Source organism: Streptomyces virginiae, assembly GCF_040638905.1.
Classification (GTDB): Bacteria; Actinomycetota; Actinomycetes; order Streptomycetales; family Streptomycetaceae; genus Streptomyces; species Streptomyces virginiae_B.
The window spans coordinates 185,567-198,963 of the sequence record NZ_JBEZYV010000008.1; the positions used below are offsets into that span (position 1 = coordinate 185,567).

The following is a 13,397-nucleotide window of genomic DNA, read 5'->3' on the forward strand; positions in this document are numbered from 1 at the left end:
GCGCGCTGCACCGGGAAGGGGCCGTTCGCACGCCGTTCTCGTGCGGGCCGTCTGCGTGATATAGGTCTAAACCAATTTACGGCTACCCCTTGTCACCCGGGCCGCAGACTGATGAGCTATGCCCGGGGACACAACGGACACCCTGGGAAAGGGAGATGTCGTGAGCAATGAGAGCCTGGCCAATCTGCTCAAGGAGGAGCGGCGGTTCGCACCGCCCGCCGATCTGGCCGCCGCCGCCAATGTGAAAGAGGCTGCGTACGCACAGGCCGACGCGGACCGGCTGGGCTTCTGGGCCGAGCAGGCCCGGCGGCTGACCTGGGCCACCGAGCCGGCCGAGACGCTCGACTGGACGAACCCGCCCTTCGCGAAGTGGTTCGCCGACGGCCGGCTGAACGTCGCGTACAACTGCGTGGACCGCCACGTCGAGGCCGGCAACGGCGACCGCGTGGCCATCCACTTCGAGGGCGAGCCCGGTGACAGCCGCGCGATCACCTACACCGAGCTCAAGGACGAGGTCTCCAGGGCCGCCAACGCCCTCACCGAGCTGGGCGTCGAGGCCGGCGACCGCGTCGCCGTCTACCTCCCGATGATCCCCGAGGCGGTCGTCGCCATGCTCGCGTGCGCCCGCATCGGCGCCGCGCACTCCGTGGTCTTCGGCGGGTTCTCCGCCGACGCCGTCGCCTCCCGCATCCAGGACGCCGACGCCAAGCTGGTCATCACCGCCGACGGCGGCTACCGCCGCGGCAAGCCCAGCGCCCTGAAGCCCGCCATCGACGAGGCCGTTGCCAAGTGCCCGCAGGTCGAGCACGTGCTCGTCGTACGCCGCACCGGCCAGGACACCGCATTCACCGAGGGCCGCGACGTCTGGTGGCACGAGGTGGTCGGCCGCCAGTCCGCCGAGCACACCCCGCAGGCCTTCGACGCCGAGCACCCGCTGTTCATCCTCTACACCTCGGGGACGACGGGTAAGCCGAAGGGCATCCTGCACACCTCCGGCGGCTACCTCACCCAGGCGGCGTACACCCACCACGCGGTCTTCGACCTGAAGCCGGAGAGCGACGTCTACTGGTGCACGGCCGACATCGGCTGGGTGACCGGGCACTCCTACATCGTCTACGGGCCGCTCGCGAACGGCGCCACGCAGGTGATGTACGAGGGTACGCCGGACACCCCGCACCAGGGCCGCTTCTGGGAGGTCGTGCAGAAGTACGGCGTCACGATCCTGTACACGGCGCCCACGGCCATCCGCACGTTCATGAAGTGGGGCGACGACATCCCCGCGAAGTTCGACCTGTCGAGCCTGCGCGTCCTGGGCTCGGTCGGAGAGCCGATCAACCCCGAGGCCTGGGTCTGGTACCGCAAGCACATCGGCGGCGACCGCTGCCCGATCGTGGACACCTGGTGGCAGACCGAGACCGGCGCGATGATGATCTCCCCGCTGCCGGGCGTCACCCACACCAAGCCGGGCTCCGCCCAGCGCGCCCTGCCCGGGATCGCCGCCACCGTCGTGGACGACGAGGCGCACGAGGTCCCGAACGGCGGGGGCGGCTACCTGGTCCTCACCGAGCCGTGGCCCTCGATGCTGCGCACCATCTGGGGTGACGACCAGCGCTTCATCGACACCTACTGGTCTCGCTTCGAGGGCAAGTACTTCGCGGGCGACGGCGCGAAGAAGGACGACGACGGCGACATCTGGCTGCTGGGCCGGGTGGACGACGTGATGCTGGTGTCCGGCCACAACATCTCGACCACCGAGGTGGAGTCGGCCCTCGTCTCGCACCCGTCGGTCGCCGAGGCGGCCGTGGTCGGCGCCGCCGACGAGACCACCGGCCAGGCCATCGTGGCGTTCGTCATCCTGCGCGGCAGCGCCTCCGAGACCGAGGGCCTGGTCGCGGACCTGCGCAACCACGTGGGCAGCACGCTCGGCCCGATCGCCAAGCCCAAGCGGATCCTGCCGGTGCAGGAGCTGCCGAAGACCCGCTCGGGCAAGATCATGCGCCGTCTGCTCCGCGACGTCGCGGAGAACCGCGCGGTCGGCGACGTCACCACGCTGGCCGACTCCTCGGTCATGGACCTGATCCAGAGGAAGCTCCCGGCGGCCGGCAGCGAGGACTGACACGTCGGCACCGGCCGTCTCGGCCAGCCGGCCACCTCGGCGACACACGGGAAGGGGCACCCGGCGCGACACGCGCCGGGTGCCCCTTTCGCGCATAAAGTGATGATCGCCGGATCTGCCCTCGCGTACGCCCTGTAAAATATTGAAAGCATAAAGAAAGACCTCAGGGTGCGCCGGGAAGTCTGGTCGGCAACGAGTTCGCCATGCCGTCCAACAGCCCCCGGAGGTGCCCCTCGTGGCCGCGCCCAGCCCCACCGACCACAAGAGCCGCAAGCTCCTCGGCCGCCTCTCCCTGCCCGAGAGCCGCTACATCGCAGATGCCCTGCGCGCCGAGACGGTGGGCGGCGTCCTGCTGCTCGTGGCCGCGATCGCCGCGCTGCTGTGGGCCAACATCCCCGCGGTCTCGGACAGCTACGCGAGAGTCGGGTCCTTCCACTTCGGCCCCGCCGCCCTCGGCCTGGACCTCTCGCTGCAGCACTGGGCGGCCGACGGGCTCCTCGCCATCTTCTTCTTCGTCGCCGGCATCGAGCTCAAGCGCGAGCTCGTCGCGGGCGACCTGCGCGATCCCAAGGCCGCCGCGCTCCCGGTGATCGCCGCCCTCTGCGGCATGGCCGTGCCCGCGCTCGTCTACGCGCTGGTCAACGTCACCGGCAACGGATCGATGGACGGCTGGGCCGTCCCCACGGCCACCGACATCGCCTTCGCGCTCGCCGTCCTCGCCGTCATCGGCACCTCCCTGCCCTCGGCCCTGCGCGCCTTCCTGCTGACCCTCGCCGTCGTCGACGACCTCTTCGCCATCATGATCATCGCGGTGTTCTTCACCAGCGAGATCGACTTCCTGGCACTCGGCGGCGCAATCGTGGGACTGGCCCTCTTCTGGTTCCTGCTGCGCCGCGGTGTCCGCGGCTGGTACGTCTACGTCCCGCTCGCCCTGGTCATCTGGGGACTGATGTACAACAGCGGGGTCCACGCCACCATCGCCGGCGTCGCCATGGGCCTGATGCTCCGCTGCACCCGCGCGGAAGGCGAGCGGACCTCACCCGGCGAACACATCGAGCACCTCGTCCGGCCCGTCTCCGCCGGTCTCGCCGTACCCCTCTTCGCGCTCTTCTCCGCCGGGGTCTCCCTCTCCGACGAGGCCATCGCGCAGGTCTTCACCCGCCCCGAGACCCTCGGCGTGGTCCTCGGCCTCGTCGTCGGCAAGACCGCGGGCATCTTCGGCGGCACCTGGCTGGCCGCCCGCTTCACCAGGGCCGAGCTGAACGAGGACCTGGCCTGGCCCGACGTGCTCGCCGTGTCCACGCTCGCCGGTATCGGCTTCACCGTCTCCCTCCTCATCGGCGAGCTCGCCTTCGCGGGCGACGAGACGCTCACCGACGAGGTCAAGGCCGCCGTCCTGATCGGCTCCCTCATCGCCGCCGTGATCGCGTGCGTCCTGCTCAAGCTCCGCAACCGCCGCTACCGGGCGCTCACCGAGGCCGAGGAGCGCGACGAGGACCACGACGGCATTCCGGACATCTACGAGGAGGACAAGCCCGAGTACCACCTGCGGATGGCGAAGATCTACGAGGACCGGGCGGCGGAACACCGCCGCAAGGCGGAGGAGGCGGCCGCCGCCGCGCTCCAAACCGCAGCCGGGTCCACCACCGAGGCCGACCGTCCGGCATGATCTGAGTGACGACGCAGGACCGACGCGGAACAGCCGCACGCCGGCCGGGCGATGGCCGCGGGGGCAGCCGCCCGGCAGCAGACGACAGAGGGAGAGAGCGATGAGCGCAGTGGACCAAGAGGCGCAGGGAGCCGAGCGCACACTCGGCCAGCTGGTCGCCTCGGCCACCGCCGAGATGTCCGCCCTGGTTCACGACGAGATCGCCCTGGCCAAGGCGGAACTCCGCGAGGACGCCAAGCGCGTGGGCAGCGGATCCGCCTCCCTCGGCGCCGCGGGAGTGTTCGCGGTCTTCTCCCTCCCGGTGCTGACCTTCGCCGCGGCGTACGGGATCCACAACCTGGGACTCGGCCTCGCCTGGTCCTTCCTGATCGTCGGCGGCGCGTTCCTGCTGATCGCGGGCATCCTCACGCTGATCTCCGTACGGAAGTTCAAGAAGGTCAAGCCGCCGGAGAAGTCCATCGCCTCGGTCAAGCAGACCGCCGCACTGGTCGGGACCGTCAAGCCGCACCCGCGGCCGGTGAGTGACAAGGCTGTGGGTGTGGCACGCTCGTCCTCATGACAGCGCCCACGCCGGACCCCAGCATTCCGCCCACCGCTGCCACGGCGGTGCGGCTCGACCTCCCCGGCGGGGAAGCGGTGACGCACCGGGACGTGGCCGCCAACGGCGCGCGCTTCCACGTCGCCGAGCTCGGTGACGGACCGCTGGTGCTGCTGCTCCACGGCTTCCCGCAGTTCTGGTGGACCTGGCGCCACCAGCTGACCGCGCTCGCCGACGCCGGGTACCGGGCCGTCGCGATGGACCTGCGCGGGGTCGGCGGCAGCGACCGCACCCCGCGCGGCTACGACCCCGCCAACCTGGCGCTCGACATCACCGGCGTCGTACGGTCCCTCGGCGAGCCGGACGCCGCGCTCGTCGGGCACGACCTGGGCGGGTACCTCGCCTGGACGGCGGCCGTGATGCGGCCCAAGCTGGTCCGCCGGCTCGTCGTCTCCTCCATGCCGCACCCCCGGCGGTGGCGCTCGGCGATGCTGTCGGACTTCGGTCAGACCCGGGCGAGTTCGCACATCTGGGGCTTCCAGCGGCCGTTCGTGCCCGAGCGGCAGCTCGTCGCCGACGGCGGTGCCCTCGTGGGTGACCTGATCCGCGACTGGTCGGGGCCGCGGCCTCCCGAGGAGGAGGACCTCGCCGTGTACCGGCGGGCCATGTGCATCCCGTCCACCGCGCACTGCTCGATCGAGCCGTACCGCTGGATGATGCGGTCGATGGCCCGGCCCGACGGGCTCCAGTTCAACCGGCGCATGAAGCGGCCGGTACGGGTGCCCACGCTGCACCTGCACGGTTCGCTCGACCCGGTGATGCGCACCCGCAGCGCCGCCGGATCCGGCGAGTACGTCGAAGCCCCGTACCGGTGGCGGCTGTTCGACGGACTCGGGCACTTCCCGCACGAGGAGGACCCCGTCGCCTTCTCGACCGAGCTGGTGAACTGGCTGAAGGACCCCGAGCCGGACCGCTGACCTCCCACGCACGAACGGCAGTTCACTCGTCCGTTCGTCCTACGGGCATTCAAATGCCCGGCGCATAGGCCAATTGGCCGCCCCGCGAGGGATTACGGACCTTGGGGCCCGGGCACAGCTCGGAGTATGAGCTGGACGCACGACTACGGTGACACCGCGCACGAACGCCGCTCGGCAGCTACGCCGGGCACGCACGAGAGGGCCGGCCGGCACGGCCACGACCCGCACCTGGGCATCCCCCGCATCCTGCGCCGCCGCGCCCGCTGGGTCTCCGCACGCCTGCGGCATCCACGGACGTAGGGGCCCGGCGGGGGCGCTGCGGGGGTGCCGCGTCAGAGGGCGCAGCCCTGGCTCTCGACCCGGCGCTCGGCGGTCCGGCCGTATTCGATGTCGTCGCGGATCTCGTCCACGGTCAGCGCGTAACCGGTGTTCGGGTCGTCGAGGGACTTGGCGAACACCACCCCGTACACCTTGCCGTCGGGCGTCAGCAGCGGGCCGCCGGAGTTGCCCTGGCGAACCGTCGCGAAGAGCGAGTAGACGTCCCGTCGGACAGTACCGCGGTGGTAGATGTCCGGTCCGTTGGCATTGATCCGGCCGCGGACGCGGGCCGGGCGGACGTCGTACGCGCCGTTCTCCGGGAAGCCGGCGACGATCGCGTCGCTGCCGCTCGCCGCGTCCTTGTCGGTGAACTCCAGCGGCGGCGCCTTCAGCTTGGGCACGTCCAGGACGGCGATGTCCCGCTCCCAGTCGTAGAGCACGACCTTGCCGTCGTACAGCTTGCCCTCGCCGCCGATTTGCACGGTCGGCTCGCCGACGCCGCCGACGACGTGCGCGTTGGTCATGACCTTGCCGGGCGCGAAGACGAAGCCCGTGCCCTCCAGCACCTTGCTGCAGCTGGGCGCCGTGCCGACGACCTTCACGATGGAGCGCTTGGCCACGTCCGCGACGGGGCTGGTGGCGAGCGCCGGGTCGGGCGCCCTCACCTCGGTGATGGGCTCGTTGGAGAACGGGCTGAACACCTGCGGGAAACCGTTGCGCGCGAGGGTGGAGCTGAAGTCCGAGAACCAGTTGTTCGCCTGGTCCGGCAGCACGCGCGAAACGCCCAGGAGCACCTTGGAGTTGCGGACCTCCTTGCCCAGTGTGGGCAGTGAGGTCCCGGCGAGCGCCGAGCCGATCAGCCAGGCCACGAGCAGCATCGCGACCACGTTGACAAGGGCCCCGCCGGTGGCGTCGAGGACGCGCGCCGGCTTGGCGGTGATCTGGCGGCGGAGTTTGCCGCCGAGATGGGTGGTCAGCGCCTGGCCGACCGAGGCGCAGATGATGATCGCCACGACGGCGATGACGACGACCGTGGTGGACACCTGGGTGCCGTTGTCCGTCACCCGGTCCCAGATCAGCGGGAGCAGGGCAACGGCGACGAGGCCACCGCCCAGGAAGCCGATCACCGACAGGATGCCGACGACGAACCCCTGGCGGTAGCCGACGATCGCGAACCACACGGCGGCGAGCAGCAACAGGATGTCCAGCACGTTCACGTGGGCCACCGTCTCATGCGTGCCAGTCGAGCGGGACCTGGCGTGATCGGTCCCACGGACGTTCCCACCCCGCGAAGTGCAGGATCCGGTCGATCACCCCGGCCGTGAAACCCCAGACGAGGGCCGATTCGACGGTGAACCCGGGTCCCAGGTGCCCCCGCGGGTGGACCGTCGTGACCCGGTGCTCGGGGTCCGTGAGATCGGCCACCGGAACCGTGAACACCCGCGCGGTCTCGGCCGGGTCCACGGCGCCGACGGGGCTCGGGGTGTGCCACCAGCCGAGGACCGGGGTGACGACGAACTCGCTTACCGGGATGTAGAGCCGGGGCAGCACCCCGAAGAGCTGGACACCGGAAGGATCAAGTCCCGTTTCTTCCTCGGCCTCGCGCAGCGCGGCCCGCAGCGGGCCGGTGGTCTGCGGATCCCCGTCCTGAGGGTCCAGCGCGCCGCCCGGGAAGGACGGCTGGCCCGCGTGCGAGCGCAGGGTGCCGGCGCGCTCCATCAGCAGCAGCTCCGGGCCCCGGGCCCCCTCGCCGAACAGGATGAGGACGGCTGACTGCCTCCCCCGGCCGTCCTCGGGCGGCAGGAACCGGCTCAGCTGCCGCGGCTCAACGGTCCGGACGGCCTTGACGACGGGATCGAGCCAGTCGGGCAGCCCGGCGGTGGTGACGGCAGGGCCGCCCCCCGCGCGCACTCCCGCAGTGACCCCGGCCTCATCCCGTGTACCGCGCGTCATAGGCACCTCTGTCCGCGTTCTACTGTCAACAGCGTCTCCCACACCGCAAACGCGGTCCGGGTACCGAATCGTTCCTGGGATCCCGCCCAGGGTTGCCCCTAGGGCTCCTGCGCCTCCTGCGCCTCCTGCGGCTCCTGCGCGCCGCCCGCGCCCAACGGCGGGGCCGGCAGGCCGGGGTAGTCCGGGGGCGGGCTCAGCCGCTGGCCCGGCTGGCCGCCCTTCTCGTACTTGAGCAGCTTCTTCGCCTTCTCCGGGTCCGTCTCGCCCTCCCCGTACGCCGGGCAGAGCGGGGCGATCGGGCAGGCCCCGCAGGCGGGCCTGCGGGCGTGGCAGATGCGGCGGCCGTGGAAGACGACCCGGTGCGAGAGCATCGTCCACTCGCTCTTCGGGAAGATCGCACAGATCTCCGCCTCGACCTTCTCCGGGTCCTCCTGCTCGGTCCACTTCCAGCGGCGCACCAGCCGGCCGAAGTGGGTGTCCACCGTGATCCCGGGAACGCCGAACGCGTTGCCGAGGACCACGTTGGCGGTCTTGCGGCCGACGCCCGGCAGCTTCACCAGGTCCTCCAGCCGGCCCGGCACCTCCCCGCCGTGGTCGTCCCGCAGCGCCCGCGACAGGCCCAGCAGCGACCTGGCCTTCATCCGGAAGAACCCGGTCGGGCGGATCAGCTCCTCCAGATCCTCGGGGACGGCCGCGGCCATGTCCTCGGGGGTCGGATAGGCCGCGAAGAGGGCCGGGGTCGTCTGGTTCACCCGCAGGTCGGTGGTCTGCGCGGACAGCACCGTCGCGACGAGGAGCTCGAAGGGATTGCGGAAGTCGAGCTCCGGATGGGCGTACGGGTAGGTCTCGGCCAGCTCCCGGTTGATGCGGCGCGCCCTGCGCACCATGGCCAGGCGCGATTCCGGCCTGGCCGGCTTCGGTTTCTTGGCCGAAACTTTGCCCTGGGGGGCAGTCAGGGCCTTCGGGGGCACCTTCGAGGGTGCTTGTTCGCCCACGGCTGAATTTTGGGTGTCCGTCACTCCTGCGGACCCCTTGGCCTGTGCTCTCACCGGCTTATTGGACACCCGGCCAGCCTAAGGCCGGGCGCTGACACCCGCCCGGACCTCAGGTAACACCACTCCGATTGGCCTCTCGCCGCACAGCACGCCCGTCCGTCCGGCATCCTTGTGATTGATCGCACTGTTTGAGCCGTCCGGCAAAATGGGGAGCGGTCCCCTGAGCTGGTCGACATAGGAGAGAGACTCGTGGACGACGTTCTGCGGCGCGCCCCGCTCTTCGCGGCGCTCGATGACGAGCAGGCCGCGGAGCTCCGCGCCTCCATGGGCGAGGTGACCCTCGCACGCGGTGACGCCCTGTTCCACGAGGGCGACCCCGGCGACCGGCTGTATGTCGTGACCGAGGGCAAGGTGAAGCTGCACCGCACCTCCCCCGACGGCCGCGAGAACATGCTGGCCGTCCTCGGCCCCGGCGAGCTGATCGGTGAGCTGTCGCTCTTCGACCCGGGCCCGCGCACCGCCACCGCCACCGCGCTGACCGAGGTCAAGCTGCTCGGCCTCGGCCACGGCGACCTCCAGCCCTGGCTCAACGCCCGGCCCGAGGTCGCGACCGCGCTGCTGCGCGCCGTCGCCCGGCGCCTGCGCAAGACCAATGACCAGATGTCCGACCTGGTCTTCTCCGACGTTCCCGGCCGCGTGGCCCGGGCGCTCCTCGACCTCTCGCGCCGCTTCGGCGTGCAGTCGGAGGAGGGCATCCACGTGGTGCACGACCTCACGCAGGAAGAGCTCGCACAGCTCGTCGGCGCCTCGCGCGAGACCGTGAACAAGGCGCTCGCCGACTTCGCGGGCCGCGGCTGGCTCCGCCTGGAGGCGCGTGCCGTGATCCTGCTGGACGTGGAGCGTCTCGCGAAGCGCTCCCGCTGACACCATCAGCACCCGTCAGAAGGGTCCTGTCCGCACCGGGCAGGGCCCTTCTGCGTGCCCGCCGAGGCTCCGTAGGCGGGGCCGCGTCCCCCGGGCCCCCGCGCCTCGTACGGCGACGGGGCCGACCTGTGCACAGTGGAAGCATGGGGCACAGGGGTCTGGACGCGTACGGGTACTTCGAGCGGGAGGGCTCCCTCGGGCAGGTCCAGAGCGAGTTCCGCGAGGTCGTGGCCGCCGCGCGCGAGCGCACGGCCGAGGCGTACGGGCGACGGCTGCACAGCGCGTACCTGTACGGGTCCGTGCCGCGCGGGACGGCCCTGCCCGGGCACTCCGACCTCGACCTGCTGCTCGTCCTGCACCACGCGCCCTCGGACGAGGACCGCGACACCGCCGAGGTCCTCGCGCGCGGCGTCGACGAGGACTTCGAGCAGATCGACGGGGTCGGCGTCCTGCTCCACGACAAGGACACCGTGCTGAGCGAGGAGGAACGATTCGACCTGGGCTGGTTCCTCGCCTGCCTGTGCACCCCGCTGCTCGGCGCGGACCTGGCGGAGCACCTGCCGCGCTACCGCCCCGACAGCCTGCTCGCCCGTGAGACCAACGGCGACCTCGCCGCGCTCCTGCCCACGTGGCGCACGAGGCTGCGGGAGGCCTCGGCCCCGGAGGAGTACCGGCGGCTGAGCCGCCTCTTCGCCCGGCGCCTGGTGCGCACCGGATTCACCCTGGTCATGCCGCGGTGGGGCGGCTGGACCAGCGATCTGACCGAGTCGGCGGAGGTCTTCGGCACCTACTACCCCGAGCGCGCCGCCCAGATGCGGGCCGCTGCCGCGGTGGCCCTGGATCCGGTCGAGGACCCGGCCGTGCCGCGCGGTTACGTCGAGGACCTCGGGCCGTGGCTGGCGGACGAGTACACGGCGCGCCACGGCAGGAAGACGCGCCGCAGGACGCCTCCTAGTCCTTCTTCCCGGTGACGGCGAGGGCCTCGACGGCCAGCTTGGCCTCCGCCAGGCCCGCGCCGGTGATGCGGCGGTAGCTCTTGATCGCCGAGATCAGCCGGTCCTCTCGGATCAGCGCCCTCACCTCGTCCATGCCCGCCGGCTCCGGCTCCTCGATGCCCAGGTGGTCCAGCAGCAGCGCCAGGCGGCGCTCCGCCCGGTCCGCCTGCAACTGGAGGCTCTTCACGCGCAGCGACACCGTCGAGGTGATCCACCCGGCCGTGCCCAACAGCATCACGAGCAGGAACACAGTGTTCATTCGGGCCCTCCGGGGATCAGTCCGTGATCTTGAAGGTACTCGAGCTGAGCCCGTACGGACCACTGCGCCGCCGGCCACAGGGAGCGGTCCACGTCCGCGTACACCTGGGCGACGACCGCCTCGACGGTGGTGAATCCGTTCTCGACGGCCGTCTCGACCTGCGCCAGCCGGTGCGCCCGGTGGGCGAGGTAGTACTCGACGGCGCCCTGTGCGTCCTCCAGGACCGGCCCGTGCCCCGGCAGGACCGTGTGCACCCCGTCGTCCACGGTGAGCGAGCGCAGGCGGCGCAGCGAGTCCAGGTAGTCGCCGAGGCGGCCGTCGGGGTGCGCGACCACGGTGGTGCCGCGGCCGAGGATGGTGTCGCCGGTCAGCACCGCCCGGTCGGCCGGCAGGTGGAAGCAGAGCGAGTCGCTGGTGTGTCCGGGGGTCGGGACGACGCGCAGCTCCAGCCCGCCGGTCCGAATCACGTCCCCGGCCGCGAGGCCCTCGTCGCCGAGCCGGAGGGCCGGGTCCAGCGCGCGGACCTTGGCACCGGTGAGCTCGGCGAAGCGGCCGGCGCCCTCCGCGTGGTCGGGGTGGCCATGGGTGAGCAGGGTGAGCGCGACCCGCTTTCCCGCCTCCTCGGCGGTGGCGACGACCGCCCGCAGGTGGGCCTCGTCCAGCGGGCCGGGGTCGATGACGACGGCGAGGTCCGAGCCGGGCTCGGACACCAGCCAGGTGTTGGTGCCGTCCAGGGTCATCGCGGAGGCGTTGGGGGCCAGGACGTTCACCGCGCGGGCGGTCGCCGGCCCGGAGGTGACGAATCCGCGGGGCTGTCCCGGCAGTGCGACGGCGTCGCTCATGCGGGGCCTCCGGGACGGCCGAGGCGGACGCGCTTGGTGAACTCGTCGTGGCCCGGCCAGCTGAGCACCACCTCGCCGCCCTCCAGCGCGGCCCGGGCCAGCACCGGGGCGAGGTCCTGGGCGGCGGCCGCGGTGAGCGCGTCCGCGGCGCTCCCGTACGGCTCCAGGGAGCGCAGGGTGGAGATGGTGGGCGGCATCATCAGCAGCTCGCCCTTGTCGTACCCGTCGGCCGCGTCGGCCGGGCGGATCCAGACGGTCCGGTCGGCCTCGGTGGAGGCGTTGCGGGTGCGCTGGCCCTCGGGGAGGGCGGCGACGAAGAACCAGGTGTCGTAGCGGCGCGGCTCGAACTCGGGGGTGATCCAGCGCGCCCACGCCCCGAGCAGGTCGGAGCGCAGCCACAGGCCGCGGCGGTCGAGGAAGTCCGCGAAGGACAGCTCCCGCGCCACGAGGGCCTGCCGGTCCGCCTCCCAGTCGTCGCCGGTGGTGTCGCCGACGACCGTGTCCGGGGCCGGGCCGGCGAGCAGGACGCCCGCCTCCTCGAAGGTCTCCCGTACGGCGCCGCACACGATGGCCTGGGCGGTGCGGGGATCGGTCCCGAGCCGGGCCGCCCAGTCCGCCTGGGAGGGCCCCGCCCAGCCGACGTGGTGCTCCTCGTCGCGGGGGTCGACCCCACCGCCCGGATAGGCGTACGCGCCGCCGGCGAAGGCCATGGAGGTGCGTCTGCGCAGCATGTGGACGACGGGGCCGCCGTCCGGGGTGTCGCGCAGGAGCATCACGGTGGCGGCGAGTCGCGGTGGCACCGGGGTGAGCGAGCCGTCCGCGAGCGCGCGGATGCGGTCGGGCCATTCGGGCGGGTACCACTGGCCCCCGGCGGGGGGCTGCTGCTGACCATTCGGCATGGCCGGATGCTACGGCCATCCGGCCCGATGTTCGAGGGCCCCCTGCCGGCACCCGCCGCGCGCCGGGCGGCCGGGCGGCGGACCGGGCGACGGGCCGGACGGGCCGGACGCCGCACCGGGCCCGCGCCGCGGACGCAGGAGGACCGCCGGACGTGCCCGGACTGCCCTACGGGTGCTCCGGCACCCCAGGGGCGCCCCGGTCGGCCCCCGGTCGGGTGCGGCAGCCGCGGGAAGCGGCGCCGCGCCCCGATCGGGCCCCCCGCGCGGGGGTCAGGCTCCGGGAACCAGCTCGACCTGGATCTCGATCTCGACGGGCGCGTCGAGCGGCAGGACCGCCACGCCGACCGCGCTGCGGGCGTGCACGCCCTTCTCACCGAGGACGGCGCCCAGCAGCTCGCTCGCGCCGTTCAGCACGCCGGGCTGGCCCGTGAAGTCGGGGGCCGAGGCGACGAAGCCGACGACCTTCACGACGCGCGCGATCTTGTCGAGGTCACCGACGACCGACTTGACGGCGGCCAGGGCGTTCAGCGCGCAGGTGGCGGCCAGTTCCTTGGCCTGCTCCGGCGAGACCTCGGCACCGACCTTGCCGGTGACCGGCATGCTGCCCTTGACCATCGGGAGCTGGCCCGCGGTGTAGACGTAGGCGCCCGACCGCACGGCCGGCTGGTACGTGGCCAGCGGCGGGACGACCTCGGGCAGGGTCAGGCCGAGTTCGGCCAGCTTCGCGTCGACGACGCCGCTCATGCCTTCTCCCGCTTGAGGTAGGCCACGAGCTGCTCGGGGTTGTTCGGGCCGGGCACGACCTGGACGAGCTCCCAGCCGTCCTCGCCCCAGGTGTCCAGGATCTGCTTGGTGGCGTGGACCAGCAGCGGGACCGTCGCGTATTCGAACTTCTTGGTCATGGGAGCGAGG

The 13,397-nt window shown here is 72.0% G+C and carries 15 protein-coding genes; 7 read left to right on the forward strand and 8 right to left on the reverse strand.

From position 1 onward, the window contains the following. The first annotated feature begins 118 nt into the window (after positions 1 to 118). The 5 genes from acs (at position 119) to AB0F82_RS14370 (ending at position 5,600) form a co-directional block, all read left to right on the forward strand. Positions 119 to 2,116: an acetate--CoA ligase gene (gene acs / locus AB0F82_RS14350; RefSeq protein ID WP_362626964.1), complete on the forward strand. Its 1,998-nt coding sequence runs from the start codon at positions 119 to 121 to the stop codon at positions 2,114 to 2,116. A 235-nt stretch (positions 2,117 to 2,351) separates the two neighbouring features. After that, positions 2,352 to 3,785, forward strand: coding sequence for a Na+/H+ antiporter NhaA (gene nhaA, locus AB0F82_RS14355; RefSeq protein WP_362626967.1), 1,434 nt, complete (start codon positions 2,352 to 2,354; stop codon positions 3,783 to 3,785). 100 nt (positions 3,786 to 3,885) lie between these two features. Continuing rightward, on the forward strand, positions 3,886 to 4,344 hold the full coding sequence (locus AB0F82_RS14360) for a phage holin family protein (RefSeq protein ID WP_356810257.1): 459 nt from the start codon (positions 3,886 to 3,888) through the stop codon (positions 4,342 to 4,344). Continuing rightward, complete coding sequence (locus AB0F82_RS14365) at positions 4,341 to 5,300, forward strand: alpha/beta fold hydrolase (RefSeq protein ID WP_030648133.1); 960 nt, start codon at positions 4,341 to 4,343, stop codon at positions 5,298 to 5,300. Before AB0F82_RS14360 ends, AB0F82_RS14365 begins: the two co-directional genes overlap by 4 nt. Before the next feature lie 126 nt (positions 5,301 to 5,426). Next, entirely contained in the window at positions 5,427 to 5,600 is a 174-nt protein-coding gene (locus AB0F82_RS14370; RefSeq protein ID WP_199832158.1) for a hypothetical protein, read from the forward strand. Positions 5,601 to 5,632: 32 nt separating this feature from the next. Here AB0F82_RS14370 and AB0F82_RS14375 read toward each other — a convergent pair whose 3' ends face one another. The 3 genes from AB0F82_RS14375 to nth form a co-directional block, all read right to left on the reverse strand. Next, entirely contained in the window at positions 5,633 to 6,835 is a 1,203-nt protein-coding gene (locus tag AB0F82_RS14375) for a MarP family serine protease (RefSeq protein WP_356810258.1), read from the reverse strand. Between the two features lie 13 nt (positions 6,836 to 6,848). Beyond that, entirely contained in the window at positions 6,849 to 7,571 is a 723-nt protein-coding gene (locus AB0F82_RS14380; protein ID WP_356810259.1) for an NUDIX hydrolase, read from the reverse strand. 98 nt (positions 7,572 to 7,669) lie between these two features. Next, positions 7,670 to 8,566 carry an endonuclease III gene (nth, locus tag AB0F82_RS14385; RefSeq protein ID WP_436842088.1) on the reverse strand — a complete coding sequence of 299 codons (897 nt, stop codon included), beginning with the start codon at positions 8,564 to 8,566 and terminating at the stop codon, positions 7,670 to 7,672. 249 nt (positions 8,567 to 8,815) lie between these two features. On the opposite strand from nth, the gene AB0F82_RS14390 reads away from it, so the two are divergent. Beyond that, entirely contained in the window at positions 8,816 to 9,490 is a 675-nt protein-coding gene (locus tag AB0F82_RS14390) for a Crp/Fnr family transcriptional regulator (protein WP_003981529.1), read from the forward strand. 143 nt (positions 9,491 to 9,633) lie between these two features. Further along, entirely contained in the window at positions 9,634 to 10,461 is an 828-nt protein-coding gene (locus AB0F82_RS14395) for a nucleotidyltransferase domain-containing protein (RefSeq protein WP_362626973.1), read from the forward strand. Here AB0F82_RS14395 and AB0F82_RS14400 read toward each other — a convergent pair. The 5 genes from AB0F82_RS14400 to AB0F82_RS14420 all read right to left on the reverse strand — a co-directional run bounded on the left by AB0F82_RS14400 (position 10,442) and on the right by AB0F82_RS14420 (position 13,387). Continuing rightward, positions 10,442 to 10,744, reverse strand: coding sequence for a hypothetical protein (locus AB0F82_RS14400; RefSeq protein ID WP_356810262.1), 303 nt, complete (start codon positions 10,742 to 10,744; stop codon positions 10,442 to 10,444). The two genes, AB0F82_RS14395 and AB0F82_RS14400, sit on opposite strands and share 20 nt — an antisense overlap. Beyond that, on the reverse strand, positions 10,741 to 11,586 hold the full coding sequence (locus tag AB0F82_RS14405; RefSeq protein WP_356810263.1) for an MBL fold metallo-hydrolase: 846 nt from the start codon (positions 11,584 to 11,586) through the stop codon (positions 10,741 to 10,743). The genes AB0F82_RS14400 and AB0F82_RS14405 overlap by 4 nt, the downstream gene beginning before the upstream one ends. Beyond that, on the reverse strand, positions 11,583 to 12,485 hold the full coding sequence (locus AB0F82_RS14410) for an NUDIX hydrolase (protein WP_362626977.1): 903 nt from the start codon (positions 12,483 to 12,485) through the stop codon (positions 11,583 to 11,585). Before AB0F82_RS14410 ends, AB0F82_RS14405 begins: the two co-directional genes overlap by 4 nt. Positions 12,486 to 12,755: 270 nt before the next feature. Next, positions 12,756 to 13,229, reverse strand: a complete 474-nt coding sequence (locus tag AB0F82_RS14415; protein WP_362626979.1) for a RidA family protein — start codon at positions 13,227 to 13,229, stop codon at positions 12,756 to 12,758. Beyond that, a complete protein-coding gene (locus AB0F82_RS14420) occupies positions 13,226 to 13,387 on the reverse strand; it encodes a DUF4177 domain-containing protein (protein ID WP_007264966.1) in 162 nt (53 codons plus the stop codon). The genes AB0F82_RS14415 and AB0F82_RS14420 overlap by 4 nt, the downstream gene beginning before the upstream one ends. Between the last annotated feature and the right edge of the window lie 10 nt (positions 13,388 to 13,397).